The sequence below is a fragment of the Vibrio hannami genome (genome assembly GCF_029589055.1).
GTDB classification, from domain to species: Bacteria; Pseudomonadota; Gammaproteobacteria; order Enterobacterales; family Vibrionaceae; genus Vibrio; species Vibrio hannami.
In genome coordinates this window covers 1436371-1460749 of record NZ_JARQZP010000007.1, presented here as the reverse complement: position 1 = coordinate 1460749, position 24379 = coordinate 1436371, and the positions used below count along the sequence as shown (strand labels likewise).

Genomic DNA, 24379 nt, shown 5'->3' with positions numbered 1-24379 from the left:
CGGTTAGCTTAGAGCATACTTAAGTACTTATTAACTAAGGATAGAACTTATTGGAGTTATATATGTCTGAGGAAACAATATTCAGTAAAATTATACGAAAGGAAATCCCGGCAGATGTTCTTTATCAGGACGACCTGGTAACGGCGTTTCGTGATATTAACCCTAGAGCTCCCAGTCACATCCTTATCATCCCGAACAAACTGATTCCGACGACGAATGATGTCGAAGCAGAAGATGAATTGGCTATGGGTAGATTGTTTACAGTAGCTAAGAAACTGGCGAAAGAAGAAGGTATTGATGAAGACGGTTATCGCCTGATTGTGAATTGTAATTCACATGGCGGGCAGGAAGTTTATCACATCCATATGCATCTTTTGGGTGGCCGGCCACTTGGTCCACTATTGTTAGGTTAAGTATTTAGGCTCCCCATATCAACCGGGATTGGGAGTCTGTTTTTGAGGTTTTTAGTGAAGAAATTTTTTCGACTCACTTTGGTAACATTGTGTGCAGGTACGGTTAGTGCCTGTGCAACATTATCAGCCGGAAACCTGTTCAGTCACTATTCGGTGCAAAATGGCGCTGTCTATTCCGCTGTTAAATCCGGGCAGTACCAGAAGGCGGAAGATTTGCTACCAGATACGGTTGCCGGTGACATCCTGGATAACATGGAAAAAGGGCGGGTAAATTTTCTTAATGAGCAGTTTGAACCCAGCCAGTCCTTTTTCGAGTTAAGTGAAACTGCGGTACGTCAGCAACAGGATCAGGCAGTTGTCTCTATCTCTGAGACAGCGACAGACATAGGTTCACTTGCCGTGAATGATAACCTGACAAGCTACGTTCCTGCGGACTATGAGCTTGGATTTCTACATTTGTACTTAGGCTTGAACTATCTCCACAAAAACTCGCTTGAAGGGGCGTTAGTAGAAGTTCGTAAAGCAAATCAGGTACAGGAAAGAGCGAAGCAAACCCGGGAAAAAGATCTTGAATCCGCTGCGCAAGATATGCAGAAAAATGGTATGGAGGCCAGTTTAGGCTCGATACTATCCCAGTATCCGGATGCAGGTAAAAAACTTCAGGCAGTTCAGAATGGGTATCTATTGTACCTTTCAGCTCTTCTATATGAGACAGCAAATGAACTAAATAGCGCGTATGTGGACTATAAAAGAGCATTGGCCGTATTACCTGATAACCATGAAGTTATTCAGGGGACATTGAGAGTTGCCCGCAAAATTGGCATGTGGGAGGACCTGAAGCAGTTAACCAGTCAATATGGTGAACCTGAGCAGTTGGACGACGGTCAGGCCCGTATTATTGTTCTGGACGAGCAGGGAGCTGTATTTGCTCGCCAGGGTTGGAAACAGTCTTTACCCGTATGGACGAAGGGAAATACAGCCTGGTACACCTTGTCTTTGCCTTACTACCCAAAGCAGGTCTCGGAACACTATCCTCGTCTGATAGTTGATGGTAAAAAACTGAATGATTCGTTGCTGGTAGACGTGAATTTAATGGCTCAACAAGATCTTACGGAACGTATGCCGACTATAGTTATGAGACAGGCACTACGAGTTGTTGCCAAAGAGCAGATTCGCCGCGAAGCATCGAGTGGTGAAGGCAATGCAGCCGATATTGGTAATGCTTTGTTTAATGTATGGAATATCCTAACCGAACAACCGGATACCAGAAGCTGGCAGACTCTACCAGCGGAAGTGTATAGCAGTTCACGGCTTGTTCCGGCTGGAGAGCAGTCACTACAGTTGAATGGTGAAGAGTATAAGTTATCAGTAGAAGCAGGCCGTACTGCTTTGATCTGGATGTCAAGACAGGGTAACAATGCCGTTATGTGGCATAAGCAATTAGGAGCGTTGTGATGAAAAAATTGATATTGGCATTTGCAGCCGTATTAGCTATTGCAGGGTGTGCTGGCAAAAACACGGCTGGATTGCGAGTGGATGGTGATACTCAGAACGTACTCTTTGGAGATAATGTACTGGGTGGACGTTTGAGTATTGAGAATATTGCAACCGTTGATGTTGATGGCCACACACGTGGAGCCGTAACAATGTCTAGCCAGTATACAGGCGATCAGCACCTGCAGTATCGCTTTTACTGGTATGACAACGATGGTGTTGAAGTAAACTCAAAACAAGCTGCGTGGAAGCAGACTATCGTGCATGGCTACGAGACGATTACAATTTCAGAAGTCTCTATTAACCCGAATGGTAAACAGTTCCGCGTTCAAATTCGTCAGGCGGACTAAAGAGGAAAACAAATGAAAAAAGGTGTTATTGCGCTACTTGGTTTAGCGGTTATTTTAGGCGGCTGTTCTAACAAAGTTAGCTATGGTGACGCTCAAGCTGTCGAAACGACGACCATCGATTTTGGTTCTAGTGATTTGCAGAAGATAGCGGCAGAAATGGTAGACAGCATGCTTATGTCTGGTTCTGTTGCTTACATTACGCGTGACTCACGCCCGATTGTTTTTGTTGAAACCATCAAAAATAAAACGGCGGAGCATATTGATACTGAATCCATTACGGACTCTGTAAGTACTAAGATGCTGAACTCAGGAAAATTCCGTTTTGTTGATATGGACAGAGTTGAGTCAGTTAGAAAGCAACTTAACTTCCAGAACAATGATGAACTTGTCGACCAAAGCAGTGCGATTCAGTTTGGTAAAATGGTAGGTGCTGAGTACATGTTGTATGGAAATCTTGCGAGCATCGTTAAACAAGCTGGCAACGATAAAGACGTATACTACAAGATGACCATGCGTTTAATGGATCTGGAAACTGGCTTGATCGAGTGGGCAGATGAAACCGAGATCCGTAAGCAAGAATCAAAGAGTCTGCTAGGACTATAAAATACACTTCGTATATGTAGGAGACTTCAGTGGCCAAAATGACCTGGAATGAAGCTTGTTTGCTGGACCAGTCGTTATTGTCGCTGGAGTCTTTCTTTTCTGTTAAGCCTGTCATAGCGGAACTTCTCACCGGAGGACTGACGAACCGCTGTTGGAAAGTGAGTTATGACAAAAAAGCTTACGTTTGGCGCCCGGTATCTGCTGTCACCAATACTTTTGGTATTTCCCGTATGCGCGAGCATCGACTGCTAGAGGCTCTCTCTGTAAGCCATGACGGTCAACTGGCACCATCACCCGCTTATCTGAATGAACAAGGGCTTCTTGTTGAATGGATTGACGGAGAAGTTGCGGAAAATGTTCCGTTAAGCCATGCCGAGTTAGTCGGGACCTTGGCTCGAGTGCATTCCATTAATATCCACAATAAGCCGATACCTCTGTTTTCTTATACTGCGAAAGTCGACGGTTATTGGCATCAACTCAATCATCTTGATTACTCTCCGGAATATCAGGAGCTCTATCAATCATATCGAGAACTGCCCAATATCGAGCAGGTCGATCCTTCTTTATGCCACCTTGATTTAGGTGGTTACAACATCATAAGGACGGAGTCAGGAATTCGGGTAATAGACTGGGAATATTCCGGTGTCGCGGATCCCAGGATGGATCTGGCCATGACAATAGATGTTGCTGACATGGATATGCCGCGAGTCGTATCGGACTACTGTAAGCTAAGAAAGATAGATAACGTTGATACCTGGTTTCAGGGAGTAAACCAATGGATTCCCAGAAACCGAATGATGGCGATGCTTTGGTATTTGCTTGGCTATCAACATTGGAAGGAAGAGCACTATCTGGAAGAGGCATTAAAACTAAAATCTCAATTTTAATGGGTACAATACGTATACTCAGTTGATTTCAAAATGCTAGATTCAGAGTTATATCAGAAGCGTTAGTTCCAGAAATATTTGTAGGAATGGTAATAATAATGTTTCAAAAGTTACGATTCGTGATAGATTTAAATTATTGGCTAGCGCATTAAAACAGTGCCTACAAGGAGTGGGGAGGTACCATGATTATATATTTACACGGCTTTGACTCATCTAGCCCCGGTAACCATGAAAAGGTTTTGCAGCTTCAGTTTATTGACGAGGATGTCAGGTTTATCAACTACAGCACGCTTCATCCGAAGCATGACATGCAGCATCTTCTGAAGGAAGTAAATAAAGTCGTCGAGCAATCTGATGATCCAAATCCGATTATTTGTGGTGTAGGGCTTGGTGGTTACTGGTCTGAACGTGTTGGTTTTCTGTGTGGAATTAAGCAGGTGATATTCAATCCTAACCTGCACCCAGAAAGCAATATGGAAGGCAAAATTGACCGACCGGAAGAGTATGAAGATATTGCGACCAAGTGTGTGTCTCAATTCAGAACTAAAAACAAAGGACGTTGCCTGGCGATTCTTTCTAAAAGTGATGATGTTCTGGATAACCAACAGACAGCTTCAGAACTGCAGGACTATTATGAAATAGTCTGGGATGAGACCCAGGAGCATAAGTTCAAAAAGATTTCCCAGCATCTTCAGAAAATGAAAGCATTTAAAGAGCAGGAACCAGAAGCCCTTTCTGAATAACATCCAAACCGATTTGTTTAAACCAGCCCAATCAAGTGGCTGGTTTTTTTGTGTAAATTTACGGTAAATCTCCTTCGTAAATTGATCTGGCGCAATTATTTCTTGCCCTAAAAAAATACCTAGCTATAATGCGGATATAAACTTTTTTGACATAAATCAAAAAAAGTTGAGTGAGCAGAACGCCGAACAAGAATAAAGAAGGTGCAGTTAAAGCACCCCCAAAGCAAGTTAGTCAGTGACTGAAATAAACAGAATTCTAGCGATTGCAGCTACGTGTAGCTTCAGTCGGAAAAATTTAAGTCTTTAAAGGAGTACAGTTATGACTCGAATTATCGTTGTAGGCGGTGGTGCAGGTGGATTGGAGCTGGCGACTAAGCTTGGACACAAGTTAGGTCGCAAAGGAAAAGCTGAAATCACATTAGTGGATCGCAAAGCCAGCCACCTTTGGAAACCTCTTTTACACGAGGTGGCAACAGGGTCACTGGATGAAGGTGTTGATGCGCTAAGCTACCGTGCTCATGCTAGAAACCACGGTTTTAAGTTTCGCTTAGGTTCTCTAGAGGACATCGATCGTGAAGGAAAGCACATTACTCTGAGTGCCGTATACGATGATAAAGGCGAGCAGGTAATGCCAACCAGGCAGTTTCCTTATGACATTTTGGTAATGGCAATTGGCTCAACGTCGAACGACTTCAATACTACTGGTGTTCGCGAAAACTGCATCTTCCTTGATAGCCCGGAACAGGCTCGTCGTTTCCGTGAAGAGATGAACAACGAGTTTCTGAAGCTGCACTGGAAGAACTACAACGGCACAGTTGATATCGCTATTGTTGGCGCTGGTGCAACGGGCGTTGAACTTAGCGCTGAACTTCACAATGCAATAAAAGAGTTGCGTAACTATGGTTTTGACGACCTGGATTCAAGCAAGCTAAACGTGAACCTGATTGAAGCGGGTGAGCGTATATTGCCGGCACTTCCTCCACGTATTTCATCCTCAGCACATAGTGAGCTTACCAAGCTAGGGGTAAATGTTCGCACCGCAACAATGGTAACAAAAGCAGAAGAAGATGGCTTAACTACAAAAGATGGTGAAAAGATCCCGGCTCAGATTATGGTGTGGGCTGCAGGTATCAAAGCTCCTGACTTTATAAAAGATATTGCGGGCCTTGAAACCAACCGCATCAATCAGCTTGTTGTTAAGGATACGCTGCAGACAACTAGAGATGAAGATATCTTTGTTATCGGTGATTTGGCTCAGTGCACGCAGCCTGATGGCTCCTTTGTTCCGCCACGTGCTCAGGCTGCGCATCAGATGGCTGATCAGGCATTTAGTAACATCATGGCGAAGCTAAACAGCAAGCCGATGAAACCATATATCTACAAAGACCATGGTTCGCTGGTATCGCTAAGTAACTTCTCGACAGTAGGTAGCCTGATGGGCAACCTGACCAAGGGTTCAATGATGGTGGAAGGACGTATCGCAAGAGCGGTATATATTTCACTGTATAGAATGCACCAGATGGCGCTGCACGGGGTATTTAAAACCGCATTGATGATGCTGGTAGGACGCATTAACCGCGTATTGAGACCAAACTTGAAGCTACACTAAGTGGTAAAATTAAGCCGGGATGTATTCCCGGCTCATCTGCTATGTCATGGACTTCTTTTCTTACGGAGTAATAGAAAAACCAGACCATCACGAGGCTTGCCATTAAACACAAAGCGGTTTTTAGCCAGACATTCCTCAACGGCACCGCATTTTCTGGCGATGATGTGGCTTGGTATATTGTTCGGGTCACATATGATTTCCAGCCTCGTTAAGCCGAGCTTTGCAAAGCAGAATTCAATTAAGGCATCAAGCGCTTCTTTGCCGTAGCCTTGTTGCTGAAAATCGTCGCCTATCCAATAGCCGATACATGCCATATTCGCGATACGCTGAAACTCAGTGATAGCGACCATACCAATGAGTTTATTATCAGTTCGACGGTATACGCCGAAACCCAAAGCGGTTTCTTTCATCCAGTTTAACCGGTTGGCGAGGATAAATTTCTCCGCATCTTGTAGCGAGAAGTCGGGATATACCCAGTCCAGCCATTGGTATAAAGAAGGAGATAGTGATATTAGGTCTGAAAGCGCCTGCGCTTCGTCTGTGGTAGGAAGTCGCAGCACTAGTTTTTGAGTGATAATGGTAAAATCAGACTTCATATATACAAAAGAGCTCCCGTAAAGGGAGCTCCATCAATTAGCTTTCATTGGTTGGGGCGCGACGCACCTGAATAACGATACCCATAAGCGGATGATCCAGATAGTGTATCTCACCGCTTCGCATTCTGCGCTTTTGGGTCATACGGTAGTTTTTCAGGAACTCTTCAACCCGGATAGTTGGTTCAACCGCTTCCATGTGACCAAACTGAACCGTGTCGTTAACAGGCTCAACAGCTGGCAATGCGTTATCAGTGGTACTTTTGGCATTAGCTTCATCAAGTACAACTGATGCGTCAGGCTCGCTTACCTCGTCCTGAACGATAACTTCTCTTCTCCATGGAGATTTAAGATCTAACTCAGTTTCCAGAAACAGGTAATGCTGAACATAAACCTGGAACTTACCATCAAGCTGATAAAGCGGGTTATCGATAGTGGTTTCGTTCTCTACACTATCGATAGTGACTTTGATATCGTCGTGCTTACTTGAACCATCAGGATTAAAAGAGTCAGAATAATCCTTTCCTGCCAGAATATGAAAAACCGGAGCAGATGCCTTTGGCTGATCGCCTTGTCTCCATGCAGTATGAAGTAATACTTCGAAACCAGCGTGCTTATCTAGCGCCTCTTTTTCCTTAAGAAGTTGGTAATCTTCGTAAGGTAGTAGCTGTACCCCTTTAAGCTCTCGGTACTGGGCGTTACTCAGAACACTTGCTCTGCTTAAATCAATCGCAGGTAACTCATCAGGCCAGGATTCGTTTACAGACTCAGGTTCAACTGATCTTTTAAAGATAATAACTTCAACATCAAACTCTCTTTCTGACGCATATACGCTCAGAGATACTATCGAGAGAAGAAGTGCTATTATTTTTTTCATTTTTACTCCAATTACGGGTACATACCGTCCTTATTGGCATAGTCTAACATCCTATGCTGGTGTCGCTATTCTATTTTTCTCAAATTGTTCAAGCATATCAGAGATAAATCGAATCCGTTCCCTTCTATCGGTCAGAGAAACCATAAACTTCAGTTTGGTTGGTCCATCCATACCGTACTTGCGAGGAGCGGATTGCAGTAGTTTAACCAGATAGGCTGGATTGATGTCAGCATTTGGATAAAACTCTATGTAACCACCTTTATCATGCGCCTCTATCTTTTTGACCTTTATCTTGGCAGCCGCTAGCTTTATTTCACCAACAGAAAGCAGGTTTTTAGTTGCATCCGGAAGCGGACCGAACCGGTCGATGAGCTCAACCTTCATTTCGGCTAACTCATTTTCATCATTGACACTAGCGATACGTTTGTAGGTTGAAAGCCTGGTGTTGATATCCGGGATATAGTCATCAGGAAGAAGCGCAGGAATTCGCATCTCCACCTCGGTTTGCTCCCGAAGAAGTTCATCCAGCGATGGCTCTTTTCCATCCTTTAGCGCTTGAACCGCTTGCTCTAGCATCTCCATGTAGAGGGTAAAGCCAACGGACTGTATCTGACCGCTCTGTTCATCGCCAAGCAGTTCACCCGCCCCACGAATTTCAAGGTCATGAGTTGCCAGTGTGAATCCAGCACCTAGATCTTCCAGCGAAGCTATGGCATCCAGTCGCTTTACAGCATCTTTTGTCATGGCTTTGGGATGTGGTGTTAACAGGTAAGCATAAGCCTGGTGATGCGAGCGTCCAACACGCCCTCTAAGTTGGTGTAGCTGAGCCAACCCAAGATTATCCGCTCTATCCATAATAATGGTGTTAGCAGTAGGTACATCGATACCTGTTTCGATGATGGTAGTACATACAAGAAGGTTAAAGCGCTGATGGTAAAAGTCGTTCATGACTCTTTCCAGTTCACGCTCACGCATCTGCCCATGTGCGGTAGTAATGCGGGCTTCCGGGATCAGTTTCGCGAGGTCTTCTGCGACTTTATCAATTGTTTCCACCTGGTTATGTAGGAAGTAGACTTGCCCACCACGCATGATTTCACGCAGTATAGCTTCGCGGACAACGCTGTCTTCACGTTGACGCACAAAGGTTTTTATCGCAAGGCGTCTTGCTGGTGGGGTTGCGATAATGGAAAGATCACGCATACCACTCATCGCCATATTTAGTGTTCGGGGGATCGGTGTTGCGGTTAGCGTTAGGATATCCACATCCGCGCGCATCGCTTTTACTTTCTCTTTTTGACGAACGCCAAATCGGTGCTCCTCGTCGACGATTAACAGCCCAAGATCTTTAAACTTGATATCGCTTTGAATCAGTTTATGAGTACCGATAATAATATCGACCTTACCTTCAGCGACATCGGCCAAAATTTGTTTCTGTTCTTTCGCAGTCTTAAAGCGAGACAACACTTCAACTCGGATAGGCTGATTAGCGAATCGGTCTCTGAAGTTTTCAAAGTGTTGCTGAGCGAGTAGGGTGGTTGGAACCAAAACAGCGACTTGTTTTCCGTTATCAGTAGAGACAAACGAAGCTCGCATTGCTACTTCGGTTTTCCCAAAACCAACGTCACCACATACCAGGCGATCCATGGCTTTTGGCTGACACATATCAGACAGCACGGCATTGATTGCCATAGCCTGATCATCGGTCTCCTCGAATGGGAAGCTTGATTTAAAGGTAGCGTACTGGCCTCTGTCTAACTCAAACTTATAGCCAGGCTTAAGTTCTCGTTTCGCGTAAACGTCCAGCAGTTCTGCCGCGACATCGCGAACTTTTTCTGCGGCACGCCTGCGTGCTTTCGCCCATGCTTCTCCACCTAGTTTATGGATTGGTGCTGATTCTTCAGCACCACCCGAGTATCGGCTAATTAAGTTAAGCGATGAAACCGGAACATAGAGTTTTGCTCCGTCCTGATACTCAAGTGTCACGTACTCGGTTGTCAGGCCTCCAGCCTCTAGGGTCTGCAGGCCGATATAGCGTCCAATACCATGGTCAAGGTGAACCACTGGTTGGCCAGGCTTAAGCTCAGCAAGGTGGCGGATTACCGTGTCGCTGTTTACTGCACGTTTATCTTTCTTTCTGCGCTGAATAACGCGATCACCCAACAGGTCACTTTCACAAATCAGTGCAAAGTCAGGATCGTTATGGGTAAAGCCGTGCTCAGCAGAACCAAGTATCAATGAGTGTTTTGCATTGCCCTGAATCGCTTCGCTAAGGGAGTTCATCGCTGTTGGCTTCAGTTTAATTCCCTGAAGAAGTTCAAGTAATGCTTCTCGGCGGCCTTCAGATTCAACAGAGAAAACCACCTTGCCCTGATAACTTTCAGTAAAGCGCCTTAGCTCTGCTAAAGGCTCTTTAGATTGCTGTTTCGCGTGCAACTTTGGTAGCGATTCTAATGCAGGATTAATCCTTCCGGCTTTTTCGGTAATAGCTTCAACCGTTAAATTGACCTGCGGGTAAGTTTTCAGGTTGGAGAATAACTCGTCTTTTTTCTGCCAGAGAATGTGTGGCTCTAACAGCGGGCGTAGTGGATCTATTTTTCGCTGATCGTAGCGATAATCAACGTCGGCCAGAAATGCATCAACAGAAGACTCTATATCACCAACGGTGACAACCAGCGAACCGTCAGAGATGTAGTCAAACAGGGTCTCTGTTTGTTCAAAGAAAAGCGGTTGCCAGTATTCAATACCCGCCGGCCAGGTGCCTTTGGTGACTTGCATATACACAGATTCCGGCTCACGTCTTACTTCGAACTGTTGACGCCAGCGTGAACGGAACTCTTCTATCGCTTCGTTACTGGTTGGGAATTCATGTGCAGGTAGCAGGCGAATCTCTTTGATCTCTTCAATGGTACGTTGGCTTTCAGGATCAAAGGTTCTGATTGTATCTATTTCATCATCAAAGAAGTCGATTCTGAATGGCGCATCACTGCCCATTGGGTAGAGGTCGATAATGGAACCTCTGCTCGCATATTCGCCGGGCCCAAATACCTGGTCGACATGTCGGTAACCGGACTTTTCTAACTGAATGCGTAGTTTTTCTAAAGAGAACAGATCGCCGGCTTTCACCATCAGAGCGTGCTGCATAAGGTATTCACGTGGAGACTGCCTTTGCAGCAAAGTACCCACAGGAATAACGGTTATTCCGCTATTTTGGGTCGGTAGTTGATAAAGTCTGGCGATACGGTCAGAAATAATATCCTGATGTGGAGAAAAGTTATCATAGGGCAGCGTTTCCCAGTCGGGAAACAAGCTGATTTCTGCATTAGTAAACTGCTCCAGCTCACTTTGTAGTTTGAGGGCCATCTGAGGGTCCGGTACCACCAATAAAGTGTGCCCGCGGTGCTGTTCTGATAGCTCTGCAACTGCGATCGAGAGGGAAGCCCCCTGCAGATTACCGATGTGCTTTTTGTCTCCCGCTTTAGATGGGGAGACAAGAGAAAAAATAGATGAGATTTTAGACATGACTTTTTATTTTGATTCGCGCTCTATAGAACGCTGACGTAATAGTTTTTGTTGCTGATACAGTGCTGCTTTGATGAGAAGGTCCTGATCGACATCTCTAAGCATCTCGTAGATGACAGTTATTTCATAACCAGCGTCTACTTCTTTGCACTTTGCGACTTTTGCGTAACAGTATATCGCAGCAGCGGGGTGATCCAGAAATAGTTTTGCCCTGACTAACTGACCAACTTCTACTTCATCCGCATTGATAAATGAAAACTGACTGGCGCCAAAGCTTGTGGTGTACTTCCGCATTTTTTCGTCGTCTTGCTGAGCCAGCATAAAAGTCAGCAGTAAGTTCAGTTTGCTGTTCTGATGATCGATAAGGTGCATCAGGTTTTTAAAATCACTGTTCTTAAGTTCTGCCATTGCGCTATCAGTTAAGGTGTCAAGTTGGCTGAACTCACTGGCAACGATAAAAGGTGCAGGTATTTCAGACACGAATGTGGACTCTGTAGGTAACGTAAAGCCACTTTCCAGAAGTTCTACATTTACTGTAAGTTTGTGGTGTACCGTGAAAAATTCTTGCTGCTCCATATCTCTTGCCTTTTTATTATCTTAACCTTTTGATTATCGTTAAGTTAGCGCAGTAATCAAGGGAGATGTACTTTCATGAGGTCTGTACTACGTTTTGTTGGTCAGGTTTTCGATAATTCTGATAAATAAGCCTGTAAACCCGTGGCGTTAACCGCTACATTACCTCTAATCATAAATTCTCGGTTTTTTAGTTATGTTTCATCCCGTTTCGGCGTTTATCGGGCTTCGTTATTTGAGAGGTCGCTCCGGTGACAGATTTAGCCGGTTTGTTTCTTATATGTCTACTGCTGGCATCACCATTGGTGTACTGTCACTTGTTACCGTTTTATCTGTGATGAATGGTTTTGAAGCGCAGTTAAAAGGCCGGATACTGGGAGTTTTGCCTCAGGCTGTTATCCATCAACAAAATGAAAAAACAGAATTATCGGGAACACCTCCGTCATTTATCCAGAATATTGGTCATGTTCAGTCAGTGGCACCTTTAACCCGAAGTGAAGCCATCATCCAAAGTTCTAGTCAGCTTACTGCGGGTATTTTGATAGGAGTGGAACCTGTAGCCGATGAGCCCATTGGACGCTACTTGATGTCTGGAAGATTGTCTGAACTTGAGGCTGGTGAATATAACGTCTTTCTTGGCCATACTCTGGCCAGAAACTTAAAGGTCGCTCCTGGCGATAAAGTCCGCCTAATGGTAACCAGTGCCAGCCAGTTCACACCGTTAGGGAGAATTCCCAGCCAAAGAAACTTTACTGTAGCCGGGATTTTTAATACGGGTTCTGATGTTGATGGACAGCTTATGGTTGTGAACATCAGAGATGCAGGAAGATTGTTAAAGCTTAAATCCGATCAAATCTCCGGTTGGAGACTGTTTTTTGATGACCCTTTTGTTGTTTCTGAGCTCTCACAGAACTCATTACCAGATGATTGGTTCTGGAGTGACTGGCGCGATCAACGCGGAGAGTTGTTCCAGGCGGTCCGCATGGAAAAAAACATGATGGGGTTAATGCTTGGACTTATTGTAGGAGTCGCCGCGTTTAATATCATCTCTGCATTGATTATGGTGGTGATGGAAAAGCAGTCCGAAGTGGCAATTTTAAAAACTCAGGGCATGACCAGCCGACAAATATTAACAATTTTTATGGTTCAAGGTGCAAGTAGTGGCATAATAGGGTCGATAGTTGGTGGCGTCATTGGTGTTGTTATTGCTAGTAATCTCAACAGCATACTGGAATCAATGGGGGTTGCACTTTTCGGTACCGGAGGTCGATTGCCTGTTTTAATAGAGCCAGTGCAAATAATTACGGTTATTGTGTTAGCGATACTTCTGAGTCTACTCGCCACGCTGTTTCCATCATACAGAGCTGCCTCAGTTAGCCCGGCAGAAGCATTAAGATACGAATAAAAAGGTAATAAGCTCGTTTCAACGTACTCGTTTCAAAGTAATAGGCAGTTGGTTTTCATGGGCCATGGATAGAACATGAAGAGATTAACAATAACGTCGTGTGGGTCTATTCTGTTGCTAGGATTACTAGTCGCTTTTGTACCTACCGCATCAGTTATTGAGTTGTTGAACAATAGCATAAGTCCACTATTCGTCTACTGCATTTTTGTAGTGTTTATTAACCTCTGTGTATGCATTGCCTGTTTATTGTCTGAAAATAAAACGCTTAGATTGAATAACCAGAAGCTGGAAGAGAAAGTTATACAGTGCTCTCGAAAAGAGAACGAACTTAATTTAATTAAAAGTGAGTTACTGGATTCAAATAGGAAGTTTGAAGCTCTGGTAGGCGTGGATCCACTTACAGATTGCTTAAATCGAAGAGCCTTCTATGCCAAGTTCGATGAACATATTCATCAGGCTCTTAGATATAAACACAATATTTGCTGTGTAATGGTTGATTTAGACCATTTTAAAAAGATCAATGATGTGCACGGTCACTTAGCTGGCGATGAAGTTTTAAAAGGTGTCGCTTCTATTATTCGTTCCCACATTCGGCGGACAGATTTCGTTTGTCGTTACGGTGGTGAAGAGTTTTGTATTGTCCTGCCTTTTGTAAATGAAAAAGACGCCAAAGTATTGATAGAGCGTATTCGGGAAGCCATCGACCTTTTCCGTTATTCTGATATGGAGATCACCGCAAGCTTTGGCATTTCATCAATGGAGTGTGGCCTGAAGGATTCTAGAACTCTTATTTTGGCAGCGGATGAAGCACTTTATGTTGCCAAATCCAACGGTAGAAATCGTGCTATCAGTTATGGTGAGTTAATCCATCAGGCTGTAGCGGACTAATGTTGATTCTTAAATATAAATTGTTTTCATCACATACGCTTACAAAATAGGCTGTTATACTTAGAGAAGTGTAATTGGTGCATACGGTAATAATGATTTGCAGATTCTAAAGTTTATTATTATTGGATTGACGCTCCTTATTCTTATTTTGATCGCTATATTTGGGATTGATATAGATGTAGAGCCTCAGCAAGCAACGGAAATTACTTCTTTTGAACTAGAAGAAGTTGAAGAGCCTGTGGTGATTGATGAACTGCCTGAGCCTGAAGAAATCAAATTAGAACTTACTCAGGAGTTAGTTCAAACATACCCGTTTCTTGGCCTGTTACCCGAAAAACCAATCCCTTATGATGTAAACAGAAATGGCTTCAGAGACGATCTGGAAATATATATCGCACAAAAGTTTCCTCATTCTCCGCATATGCGTGCTGTCTATACCCAATTTTCAAAAGCCATAATTAGAGCTTATACCGATGGGGGCAGACCAAAACTTCAAGACAGGTTACTCTCTTGAAAGAAGAAAAACATGCTATCAAGTGTTTTTTTGATTCAGGCTTTACTGAACAAGATTTAAGATCCTTGAAGCAGCTTATCCTGGTAGATGATACAAAAACTGAAAGCTATCAAGTGGTAGTTAAGCTAAGAGAAGAAATACCAGATGACCTCCTAGCCAGTATTGAACCTCCTGAAAACAGCTGTGATCCTATTCTAATGGAGAATGAACGTATGCTTCAGAGCTGGACGCCTGATAAGCAAAATTAACCCATTTGCTTTTAGTCTGGCGCTTTATCTAACCTGTTGCTGACAAGTATGCTTTGAATCACCACTGCATAACGTCTAATATACCCCGATTGATGTTTAACTCATTCTTTGTGATATAAAAATCGTCATTCGTGTAACACATTGAATTAAAATAACCGGGTTTATCTATGAGCAACCTCATAAAATGCTGTTCTGTCCGTAAAACATACCGTGAAGGTTCAATGGAGACAGAGGTTCTGAAAGGAGTCAGTTTTGAACTCAAGAAAGGGGAGCTCGCTTCGATTATCGGTAGTTCAGGTTCTGGTAAAAGTACATTGCTTCATATTTTAGGTGCTTTGGACGATGCATCTGAAGGTGAAGTCGAATTTTTGGATCAAAACCTGTCGCGCCTCTCTTCCAATAAGCAGGCAAAAATTCGCAACAAGCATATCGGTTTTGTTTACCAGTTCCATCATTTGCTTTCTGACTTTACAGCGGTTGAAAATGTGGCAATGCCACTGCTGATTGGCGGTGAAGGAATTAACAGTGCTAAGAAGAAAGCATCAGATTTATTAGAGAAGGTTGGGTTAAGCCACCGTATGGAGCACAGACCTTCGGAATTATCGGGCGGCGAGAGACAGCGTGTAGCGATAGCTAGAGCGTTAGTCAATCAACCAGCGTTGGTGTTGGCCGATGAACCTACCGGAAACCTGGACCACAATACAGCACTTGCCATTTATGACCTGATGCGAGAGTTAAACCAGCAATATGGAACAGCGTTTTTGGTGGTGACTCATGACGGGGAGCTTGCAGGAAAGATGGACAGACAGCTGCATATGAAAGATGGCTTGCTGGTAAGTAACCAGCAAACAACGGAGGAGTAACGGTGTTCTCTTCACTTTCATTTTTCATTGGTGGGCGATTCAGCAAGGCAAAACAGAGAAATAAGATGGTTTCTTTTATCTCTGTCTCTTCAACCATCGGAATCGCAGTTGGGGTTGCCGTCATTATTATCGGGTTATCTGCGATGAACGGTTTTGAGAAAGAGCTTAAAAATCGAGTTCTTTCTGTGGTCCCTCACGGAGAATTTGAAGCCGTTGATGGCCGAATGCATGATTGGCAAAACGTAATAGAAGCGGTCAACCAGGATGAGCGAGTAGAAGCTTCAGCTCCTTACGTTCGTTTTACTGCACTGGCAGAAAGAGGGCAAAAGCTCAAAGCCCTGGAAGTTCGAGGTATTGATCCAACCTACGAACTGGATGTATCCACATTGCCTGAGTTTGTTACTGGTATGAACTGGGGAGATTTTAAGGCTGACAATCAGCAGGTGATATTAGGTAAAGGGATCGCTGATAATCTGGGTGTTAAGTTAGGTGATAGTTTATCTCTGATGATCCCCGTTTCCAGTGGGACTGTTGATAAGGTACAGGCCCCGAGGCGAGTTAGAGTTCGTGTAACTGGTCTGTTGGAGCTCGGTGGACAGCTTGATCACAACCTGGCGCTTATACCGCTTGGAGATGCTCAGAAATACGCGAGGCTTGGTGATGCGATATCTGGGGTTTCCATTAAAACTAACGATGTACTCAATGCGCCGACAATAGTCAGAAGTCTGGGAAACAAGATCCCGGTATACGTCTATCTGAAAAGCTGGAAGCAGAAATATGGCTTCCTATATCGTGATATTCAGATGGTAAGAACCATTATGTATCTGGTTATGGTTTTGGTTATTGGGGTCGCTTGTTTCAATATCGTTTCTACGTTAATGATGGCGGTGAAAGATCGAGCTTCTGAAATTGCAATACTCAGAACCATGGGGGCGACAGACGGCCTTATTCGCAGGATTTTCGTCTGGATTGGTGTCCTGTCGGGCGTGCTGGGAAGTATTGTTGGTAGTGTATTTGGTGTTTTGGTAGCGTTGAATCTTACATCGATTATCAAAGGTGTTGAAGCGCTAATCGGGCACCAGTTCCTTTCCGGAGATATCTATTTTGTCGACTTTCTACCTTCACAGGTAAGCAGCATGGACGTAGTTTTGGTGTCAGGGACTGCAATTGCGCTTAGCTTGCTGGCAACCTGGTTCCCAGCACAGAAAGCGAGTCAGATGAATCCAGCGACCGTTTTAAGCTCCAAGTAGCTACCTAGCTACACCACAAACAAAAAAGTGGAGCCCCTAAACTCGTTAGGGTCTCCATTTTTCTAAGTCTTAGATTTTTACTTATTCTTTTTTTCCTCAGCCTCATTTGGAACTCTCAGATGAGGAAATAGCCGCGCGATTTCTTTAACGTATTTGACGTTTCTGCCAGCTTCGGACAACAGAGTATCGCCAGAGTCCTCGAATGCCGAAATAGCCAATAAGGCTACATAGTGTTCCGCAAAGCAGGCAGCCAAGTAAGAATGGAGGTCCGATAGTACTCATCTGTTCAGCTAAAAATTGCCAAGAAAGTTCAAAATGGAATTGATGAGCGGGGGTGTGCATGATCCAGGTGCCAACCTTATAGCAGAAGTAAAACATGATTGGCATTGTGACTGGGTTACTTACCCACACAAGGGCTACAGCAAGCGGTAAGTTTACACTGAATACAATAGCGAGACCGGCGGACATTATCATCTGACTAGGAAGAGGAACAAATGCCATAAACAGTCCCAGCGCAAATGCACCAGATGCGGAGCGTCGGTTCAAACACCACAGGTTTGGGTTGTAAAGCACATTACCAAAAATTTTTAATGCTTTCTGCCGCTTTATCATCTCATGGTCGGGCATAAAACGTTGGATAAGTTTTTTTGGCATAAATGAAAATGACTCTCTTAAATTACTGCTGGAATCTGTTCGTTTTTTCGCTAATTAGCATTTCCGGACAGTTCTGGATTACATTTCCTAACTTCCTGTCGATACTATTTCTATTACTTGTTCAAACGCTAATTTATCGCACCAGTTTATTTCGGTGGACCGTTGGAATAGTTATCGCAATTTTCTCCCTAACAATACACGTTAACCATTACAACTTGAAAGTCAGCACTCTGTTCCAAGCCGGGGAGAATATTACCATAAATGGTCGAGTTGACAGCCATTTTAAACAAATAAGTCATGGATTAGGGGCTACTTTTTTGGTCGATTCTATAAACGGACAAAAACTAGCCTTCTGGCAACGGCCCAAAGTAAGAATATTGTTACCGGCTACCTGTCTTGTGGAATACGGCGAGCGTTGGGTATTTAGCACGAGAATAAAGCCAGTCTATGGTCGCCTTAATGAGGCTGGATTTGATAAAGAAAGATATTATGCAAGCCAGGGCTGGGCGGGAATCGCGATTGTTAAAGAATGTTTCCGTGAGGCTGCATCCCATTCGTATAGGAATATGCTCCATAAACGTCTTTCGGACTTGTCGGACAAGCTGGATAACTACGCGTTGATCAAAGCGCTTAGTTTTGGAGACCGAAATGATGTTACTCCGGAGATGTGGCAACAGCTACGTAGCAGCGGTTTAACCCACCTTATAGCGATCTCTGGTCTACATATCGGTATTGCCTACTTTATTGGTTGGAACCTCGGAAGAGCATTTCGAACAATAGGCTCATTTAGCCCTGTAAATGCTCTTCATCTCCCTGTTATTTTGGGCCTTGCGTTGGCGTTATGTTACGCCTGGTTGGCGGGGTTTAGTATTACAACCCAGAGAGCTTTTACCATGTGCTTGTTGTTGTCGGTTTTCAATATGCTGAGGTTGAACTACAGCCCATGGTTCAAACTTTTGCTAACGCTATCTTTGTTGCTGTTGCTTGATCCGTTTGCCAGTATGTCTTCAAGCTTTTGGCTTTCGTTTTTTGCAGTCTCTATTCTTGTCGTTCTCAGTACTCACCATCTAACGATGTCTTTGAGTAAGTTCAGGCTGGCACTTATTGTTCAGTTCGCTTTGATTGTTTTAATGGTACCGATCTCTATCGCGTCTTTTGGCGGAGCTAGCGTCTACTCTCCATTTTTTAATCTGTGGGCGGTGCCTTATTTCAGTTTTTTTGTGGTTCCGACCGTTTTCCTGGCATTACTCTGCAGCATCTTTTCTCATGGACTTTCTGAGTTTGTCTGGCAACTGTGCGATTTATTGCTTCAGCCTGTAGTCTGGAGTATCGCCGCAGCAGAAAGCGGCTGGCAGCACTTACCAATCGACTTGATCTGGCCACTGTTTGGTGTGATTTTTATCTGGCTTTTATCCCCGGTTCTCACGGTTCGCAACTACCTGACATTGTGTGTCGCCTATATGTTTTACTTGAATTCTCCGGAAAAACGGGAGGGCTGGCGGATAGATGTGTTGGATGTCGGGCAGGGTTTAGCAGTGTTAATTGAGAAGAATGACCAGCATTTACTTTATGACACTGGTAACCGCTGGGAGGGAGGAAGTATTGCTGAGTCCATTATTGCTCCTATTCTTAATGGTCGAGGAGTTGAATACTTGGATACCTTGATTCTCAGCCATCTCGATTCAGACCATGCTGGTGGTAAAAGTTTTATCGAGCAAGAGTTTCAGCCTCAATTTAGAATCTCCAGCCAGCTACTGGAAGGGTATCGCCCTTGTATGAAAGGTATGACCTGGCAATGGCAACAACTTAGATTTGAGGCATTGTGGCCGCCAAAGATAGTAAAGCGGGCATACAATCCGCATTCATGTGTGATTAAAGTTTCGGATTCAACCAGTTCGATTCTGCTTACAGGAGATGTTGAACTCATTAGTGAATACTTGCTGGTCAAGGAAGAGGGATTGGAGGCCGACCTTATGCTGGTACCTCACCATGGAAGCAATACGTCGTCTTCGAAGTACTTTCTGGATTCTGTTTCTCCTTCGGTCGCTATTGCCTCACTGGCAAAGGGAAACCAGTGGGGAATGCCGCACAAAAAGGTATATCAACGTTACCAGGATCATGGGATAGAGTGGCTGGATACTGGGGAATCTGGTCAGATTTCAATCTATTTCGATTCTACTGGCTGGAACATCGAAAAAATGAGGGAAAACCAATCCGTTACTTGGTATAGGCAGATGCTACGTAAGGGAGTAGAATAGTCAGATTATTTTCATCAATAAAACTAATCTATGTCTACAAACCACGAAGATGCCACTACCTGGCAGACATTCAAACGACTTTGGGAAATTATTCGATTATTTAAGTCCGGACTTGTTGTAGCGGTTATCGCTTTAATCATAAACGCTGTGTCTGATACTTATATGATTTCTCTGTTAAAACCTTTGCTTGATGAAGGGTTTGGCAGTGCCGAATCGGATTTTCTGCGAACGTTGCCACTTATCATCTTTGGAATGATGCTGATAAGAGGAATCAGTGGTTTTATCTCTACATACTGTTTGAGCTGGGTTTCCGGTCAGGTAGTAATGAGAATGAGACAAAGCATTTTCAGACACTTTATGCACATGCCGGTGGCGTTTTTTGACCGGGAGTCGACCGGAGCGTTGTTGTCCCGAATTACGTACGACTCAGAACAAGTAGCCGCTGCAACCAGTCAGGCTTTGGTAAGTATTGTTCGTGAAGGCGCAAGTATTATCGGTCTGGTTGTGCTGATGTTCTGGAATAGCTGGCAGCTCTCTTTAGTGCTGTTTGCGGTTGCTCCTGTTGTTGCTTTCGGTATCAGTGTGGTTTCTAAGCGCTTTAGAAAGATATCGCAGAATATGCAGACAGCGATGGGTAAGGTTTCTTCCTCTGCCGAGCAGATGCTTAAAGGACATAAAGTCGTACTAAGCTATGGTGGCCAGGATGTTGAAGGTCAGCGATTCGACAACGTAAGTAATCAAATGCGCCAACAGACCATGAAACTTGTTTCTGCGCAGGCAGCAGCAAACCCGATTATTCAGATCATTGCCTCTGTCGCGATAGTTGTTGTGTTGTACCTAGCGAGCATTGACTCAATTAAAGAACAGCTTACTCCGGGTACGTTCACCGTTGTATTTTCTGCAATGTTTGGCTTAATGCGTCCTCTAAAAGCGCTTACCAATGTGACTTCGCAGTTCCAGCGTGGTATGGCTGCAAGCCAGACTCTGTTTTCGTTAATGGATCTTGAAACGGAAGAAGACAAAGGTACTTATAAGCTTGAAAAAGCCAAAGGTAATATAAACGTTGAAGAGGTCACCTTCACCTATCAGGGACAAGAGAAACCTGCATTGAGCAAGGTCAGCTTCGATATACCGATTGGTAAAACAGTTGCTCTTGTCGGGCGCTCAGGATCAGGTAAAAGTACTATAGCGAACCTGTTTACTCGCTTTTATGAAGTGGATAGTGGCTCAATTAAGCTCGATGGCCACGATATCCGAGACTATAAGCTGGACAATCTTAGACAGCAGTTTGCTCTGGTGTCGCAAAATGTCCATCTATTCAATGACACTATTGCTAACAATATTGCCTATGCAGCAACCGAAAATTTTTCTCGCGAGCAGATAGAGCGAGCGGCGAAATTGGCCTATGCGATGGACTTTATTGAAAAAATGGAAGATGGTCTGGATACCGTGATTGGTGAGAACGGAGCCAATCTTTCCGGAGGCCAGCGCCAGCGAATCGCTATTGCACGAGCGCTACTTCGTGATGCGCCTGTACTTATTCTGGATGAAGCGACCTCTGCTCTGGATACTGAATCTGAAAGGGCTATACAGTCTGCTTTGGACGAACTTCAGAAGAACAAGACCGTTTTGGTTATCGCCCACCGCCTGTCGACAATTGAAAACGCTGATGAAATTCTGGTTGTGGATGAAGGTGAAGTGATAGAGCGCGGTACTCATTCTGAACTGCTCCAGAAAGAGGGTGCTTATGCTCAACTGGCTAAAGTCCAGTTTGGTGAGTAAATCCGATGATTGAAAAAATCTGGTTTGAAAACCATATCGCTGGAAAATTGCTGTGGCCACTTTTGTGGCCTTTGAGTCAGCTATTCAAGGTGATAAGTCGTTCCAGAAAAAACAACTATCAAAATGGCAATAAAGAGAGTTATCGGGCTCCGGTTCCTGTGGTTGTGGTTGGTAATATCACTGCAGGTGGGAATGGGAAAACACCAGTGGTTATCTGGTTAGTTGAACAACTCCTACGGGCAGGGTACAAGCCAGGTGTTGTTTCCCGTGGCTATGGTGGTAAAGCTAAGCACTATCCACTTTATGTGGGCGCTGATACATCAGTAAAAGAGTGTGGTGATGAGCCTAAACTTATTGCTAAACGAACAGGAGTCCCTGTTGTCGTTGACCCGGTTCGAAAAAACGCGGTCAAACTACTGCTTGAACACGATGTAGATATCGTTATCACCGATGATGGCCTTCAACACTATGCGTTGCAGAGAGATATCGAATTTGTGGTTGTAGATGGTCAGCGACGTTTTGGAAACCAAAAATTCATCCCATTGGGCCCTTTGCGTGAAGGGTTAGAGCGGCTAAGCGATGTCGATTTTGTGGTTACAAATGGCGGTTTTGCTCACGACGCCGAGTTACCTATGCAGTTAGCTCCCGATATGGCAGTGAACATGATAACGGGCGAAAAACGCCTGGTGACAGAACTGGATAAATTAGTCGCTTTTGCGGGTATAGGTCACCCTCCGAGATTTTTTAAAACTCTACAGGAATTGGGTGCAGACCTTGTGAAAACGCAAGGCTTTGCTGATCATAAAGATTTTGAGCAATCCGAGCTTGATGCTTTGCAAAAGCTCGGAGATAACGTCATTATGACGGAAAAAGACGCAGTAAAATGCGACAAATTTGCCAAAGAGAACTGGTGGTACTTACCAGTGGCTGCTTGCTTCAAACCAGAAGATGAGCAGAAAATAATGAATAAAATAGAACGAGTTAGGAAAGAATATGGATCATCGTCTGCTTGAAATCGTCGCTTGCCCAGTATGTAAAGGTAAACTTATCTTTGACCGCGAAAAACAGGAACTGATCTGTAAGCTGGACAGGTTAGCCTTTCCGATAAAAGAGGGCATTCCAGTATTACTTGAACCAGAGGCTCGGGTAATGGAAATGGATGAACGTCGATAGCTTAAATTGTAAAAACTAGTTCATTGTCAATCCGTATAGCGAGGAACGAGCGTAGTACGGAATCTGGCTAAAAAAGATCCCGGACTTCACTTTAGCTTGTCCGGGATGATTTTTTAGCAACAAGTCATTCAATATCCACCGTCTTTCTTAGGTTTCCGGTGTAGTAACCCCCTGTTTAGGACAAGTACCAAGAATGTTCCTCCTCCCGGTATCTGAAATCTCTTCAAGAATCACGTCAAAGCCCCACAAGCGATACAGGTGTTTAAGTACCTCATCGTAGCCGTCGGCTAATGGGATTCTGTCGTGTGGGACATACTGTAGAATCATAGAACGGTCGCCACGAACGTCGACATTCCAAACCTGTATGTTTGGTTCAAGGTTGCTCAGGTTGTATTGAGACGCCAGCTTTTCTCTTATTTGACGATACCCGAGATCATCGTGGATAGCACTGACTTCAATAAAGTTCTTTCTGTCATCATCCAATACAGAGAACAGTTTAAAGTCGCGTATTATTTTTGGAGAGAGATACTGAGCGATGAAACTCTCATCCTTAAAGTTGTTCATTGCAAAATGAACGGCATCAAGCCAATTACTACCTGCTAAATCCGGGAACCACTCCTTATCTTCGTCGGTTGGTTCTTCGCAGATTCGGCGGATATCCTGAAACATAGCAAAACCCAGCGCATATGGATTGATACCACTGTAGTAGGGGCTGTTATACGCAGGCTGCGCGACCACATTGGTATGGCTATGCAAAAATTCCAGTATGAACTTATCTGTCACGACTCCCTCATCATACAGGTGATTAAGGATGGTGTAGTGCCAGAAGGTTGCCCAGCCCTCGTTCATTACCTGCGTCTGTTTTTGCGGGTAGAAATATTGGCTTACCTTACGCACGATACGGACAATTTCACGCTGCCACGGTTCAAGCAAAGGTGCGTGTTTTTCTATAAAGTAGAGAAGATTTTCCTGCGGCTCCTGTGGGAAGCGCATCTTCTCTTCTTCTGTTTTTTCTTTGGACTTTGGCACGGTACGCCAGAGTTCATTGACCTGTGATTGCAGGTATGTCTCTCGCTCTTCCTGACGAACCTTTTCTTCCGCGATTGAGATTTTCTCTGGTCGCTTATATCTGTCGACGCCAAAATTCATCAGAGCATGACACGAGTCGAGAATCTTTTCGACTTCTTCGATACCGTGTTTCTCCTCACAATCGGATATGTAGTTTCTGGCAAACAGTAGGTAGTCGATTATTGAGCTCGCATCTGTCCAGGTCTGAAACAGGTAGTTTCCCTTAAAGAAAGAGTTGTGTCCGTACGAGGCGTGGGCGATTACCAGGGCCTGCATGGTGACACTGTTCTCTTCCATTAGATAAGCGATACACGGGTCAGAGTTGATGACTATCTCGTAGGCCAGTCCCATCTGTCCGTGTTTATAGTTCTGTTCCGTCTGGATAAACTTCTTGCCAAACGACCAGTGATGGTAGTTTATCGGCATACCAATACTGGAATACGCATCCATCATCTGCTCTGACGTAATAACTTCTATCTGATTTGGATAAGTGTCCAGTCGATAGTGTTCAGCAACGCGCTTTATTTCCTGGTGATAGTCTTCCAGCAGGCTGAAAGTCCAGTCTGGTCCGTCAGGCAAGGCGTTATCTATTTTTTTGTTTTGTCGCCATAGGTT

The 24379-nt window shown here is 44.2% G+C and carries 23 protein-coding genes; 17 read left to right on the top strand and 6 right to left on the bottom strand.

What is annotated here, in order from left to right; translation table 11 throughout:
• The first annotated feature begins 62 nt into the window (after positions 1–62).
• The 7 genes from hinT (at position 63) to P7F88_RS21045 (ending at position 6099) form a co-directional block, all read left to right on the top strand.
• Positions 63–413, top strand: a complete 351-nt coding sequence (gene hinT, locus P7F88_RS21075; RefSeq protein ID WP_277827976.1) for a purine nucleoside phosphoramidase — start codon at positions 63–65, stop codon at positions 411–413.
• Between the two features lie 54 nt (positions 414–467).
• A complete protein-coding gene (locus P7F88_RS21070) occupies positions 468–1868 on the top strand; it encodes a COG3014 family protein (protein WP_277827974.1) in 1401 nt (466 codons plus the stop codon).
• Positions 1868–2257: a YcfL family putative periplasmic lipoprotein gene (locus P7F88_RS21065; protein WP_277827972.1), complete on the top strand. Its 390-nt coding sequence runs from the start codon at positions 1868–1870 to the stop codon at positions 2255–2257. Before P7F88_RS21070 ends, P7F88_RS21065 begins: the two co-directional genes overlap by 1 nt.
• 12 nt (positions 2258–2269) lie before the next feature.
• Complete coding sequence (gene lpoB, locus P7F88_RS21060) at positions 2270–2860, top strand: penicillin-binding protein activator LpoB (protein WP_277827970.1); 591 nt, start codon at positions 2270–2272, stop codon at positions 2858–2860.
• 38 nt (positions 2861–2898) lie between these two features.
• Complete coding sequence (locus P7F88_RS21055; RefSeq protein WP_338405581.1) at positions 2899–3747, top strand: phosphotransferase; 849 nt, start codon at positions 2899–2901, stop codon at positions 3745–3747.
• A gap of 182 nt (positions 3748–3929) precedes the next feature.
• On the top strand, positions 3930–4490 hold the full coding sequence (gene ycfP / locus P7F88_RS21050; RefSeq protein ID WP_277827966.1) for an alpha/beta hydrolase YcfP: 561 nt from the start codon (positions 3930–3932) through the stop codon (positions 4488–4490).
• A 319-nt stretch (positions 4491–4809) separates the two neighbouring features.
• Positions 4810–6099: an NAD(P)/FAD-dependent oxidoreductase gene (locus P7F88_RS21045; RefSeq protein WP_277827964.1), complete on the top strand. Its 1290-nt coding sequence runs from the start codon at positions 4810–4812 to the stop codon at positions 6097–6099.
• Between the two features lie 44 nt (positions 6100–6143).
• Here the strand turns inward: P7F88_RS21045 and P7F88_RS21040 are convergent, their stop codons facing one another.
• The 4 genes from P7F88_RS21040 to P7F88_RS21025 are packed head-to-tail and all read right to left on the bottom strand — an operon-like array spanning position 6144 to position 11664.
• Complete coding sequence (locus tag P7F88_RS21040; protein WP_277827962.1) at positions 6144–6695, bottom strand: GNAT family N-acetyltransferase; 552 nt, start codon at positions 6693–6695, stop codon at positions 6144–6146.
• Positions 6696–6732: 37 nt separating this feature from the next.
• Complete coding sequence (locus P7F88_RS21035; protein WP_277827961.1) at positions 6733–7569, bottom strand: peptidoglycan binding protein CsiV; 837 nt, start codon at positions 7567–7569, stop codon at positions 6733–6735.
• Positions 7570–7620: 51 nt separating this feature from the next.
• Positions 7621–11088 (bottom strand): transcription-repair coupling factor, encoded by a 3468-nt coding sequence (mfd, locus tag P7F88_RS21030; RefSeq protein ID WP_277827959.1) that lies wholly within the window; start codon positions 11086–11088, stop codon positions 7621–7623.
• Between the two features lie 6 nt (positions 11089–11094).
• Positions 11095–11664 (bottom strand): PilZ domain-containing protein, encoded by a 570-nt coding sequence (locus tag P7F88_RS21025; protein ID WP_277827957.1) that lies wholly within the window; start codon positions 11662–11664, stop codon positions 11095–11097.
• A 193-nt stretch (positions 11665–11857) separates the two neighbouring features.
• Here P7F88_RS21025 and lolC point away from each other — a divergent pair, with 193 nt between their 5' ends.
• The 6 genes from lolC to lolE all read left to right on the top strand — a co-directional run bounded on the left by lolC (position 11858) and on the right by lolE (position 16829).
• Positions 11858–13066 carry a lipoprotein-releasing ABC transporter permease subunit LolC gene (gene lolC / locus P7F88_RS21020; RefSeq protein ID WP_277827955.1) on the top strand — a complete coding sequence of 403 codons (1209 nt, stop codon included), beginning with the start codon at positions 11858–11860 and terminating at the stop codon, positions 13064–13066.
• 75 nt (positions 13067–13141) lie between these two features.
• Complete coding sequence (locus tag P7F88_RS21015) at positions 13142–13954, top strand: GGDEF domain-containing protein (protein WP_277827953.1); 813 nt, start codon at positions 13142–13144, stop codon at positions 13952–13954.
• Between the two features lie 97 nt (positions 13955–14051).
• A complete protein-coding gene (locus P7F88_RS21010; RefSeq protein WP_277827951.1) occupies positions 14052–14468 on the top strand; it encodes a hypothetical protein in 417 nt (138 codons plus the stop codon).
• The gene (locus P7F88_RS21005) at positions 14465–14716 is read left to right on the top strand and encodes a hypothetical protein (protein WP_277827949.1); all 252 of its coding nucleotides are present in this window, start codon (positions 14465–14467) and stop codon (positions 14714–14716) included. Before P7F88_RS21010 ends, P7F88_RS21005 begins: the two co-directional genes overlap by 4 nt.
• A gap of 167 nt (positions 14717–14883) precedes the next feature.
• Entirely contained in the window at positions 14884–15579 is a 696-nt protein-coding gene (lolD, locus tag P7F88_RS21000; protein WP_277827947.1) for a lipoprotein-releasing ABC transporter ATP-binding protein LolD, read from the top strand.
• Between the two features lie 2 nt (positions 15580–15581).
• Positions 15582–16829: a lipoprotein-releasing ABC transporter permease subunit LolE gene (gene lolE / locus P7F88_RS20995; protein ID WP_277827945.1), complete on the top strand. Its 1248-nt coding sequence runs from the start codon at positions 15582–15584 to the stop codon at positions 16827–16829.
• A 144-nt stretch (positions 16830–16973) separates the two neighbouring features.
• On the opposite strand, the gene P7F88_RS20990 is transcribed toward lolE, so the two are convergent.
• Entirely contained in the window at positions 16974–17483 is a 510-nt protein-coding gene (locus tag P7F88_RS20990) for a DUF2062 domain-containing protein (RefSeq protein WP_277827943.1), read from the bottom strand.
• A gap of 2 nt (positions 17484–17485) precedes the next feature.
• Between P7F88_RS20990 and P7F88_RS20985 the strand changes: the two genes are divergently transcribed.
• The 4 genes from P7F88_RS20985 to P7F88_RS20970 are packed head-to-tail and all read left to right on the top strand — an operon-like array spanning position 17486 to position 22696.
• The gene (locus P7F88_RS20985) at positions 17486–19741 is read left to right on the top strand and encodes a DNA internalization-related competence protein ComEC/Rec2 (RefSeq protein WP_338405573.1); all 2256 of its coding nucleotides are present in this window, start codon (positions 17486–17488) and stop codon (positions 19739–19741) included.
• A 30-nt stretch (positions 19742–19771) separates the two neighbouring features.
• Complete coding sequence (gene msbA, locus P7F88_RS20980; protein ID WP_277827939.1) at positions 19772–21523, top strand: lipid A ABC transporter ATP-binding protein/permease MsbA; 1752 nt, start codon at positions 19772–19774, stop codon at positions 21521–21523.
• 5 nt (positions 21524–21528) lie between these two features.
• Positions 21529–22536 carry a tetraacyldisaccharide 4'-kinase gene (gene lpxK, locus P7F88_RS20975; protein WP_277827937.1) on the top strand — a complete coding sequence of 336 codons (1008 nt, stop codon included), beginning with the start codon at positions 21529–21531 and terminating at the stop codon, positions 22534–22536.
• The gene (locus P7F88_RS20970; RefSeq protein ID WP_277827935.1) at positions 22517–22696 is read left to right on the top strand and encodes a Trm112 family protein; all 180 of its coding nucleotides are present in this window, start codon (positions 22517–22519) and stop codon (positions 22694–22696) included. Before lpxK ends, P7F88_RS20970 begins: the two co-directional genes overlap by 20 nt.
• A 147-nt stretch (positions 22697–22843) precedes the next feature.
• On the opposite strand, the gene P7F88_RS20965 is transcribed toward P7F88_RS20970, so the two are convergent.
• Positions 22844–24355 (bottom strand): SpoVR family protein, encoded by a 1512-nt coding sequence (locus P7F88_RS20965; protein ID WP_277829245.1) that lies wholly within the window; start codon positions 24353–24355, stop codon positions 22844–22846.
• Positions 24356–24379: the final 24 nt, after the last annotated feature.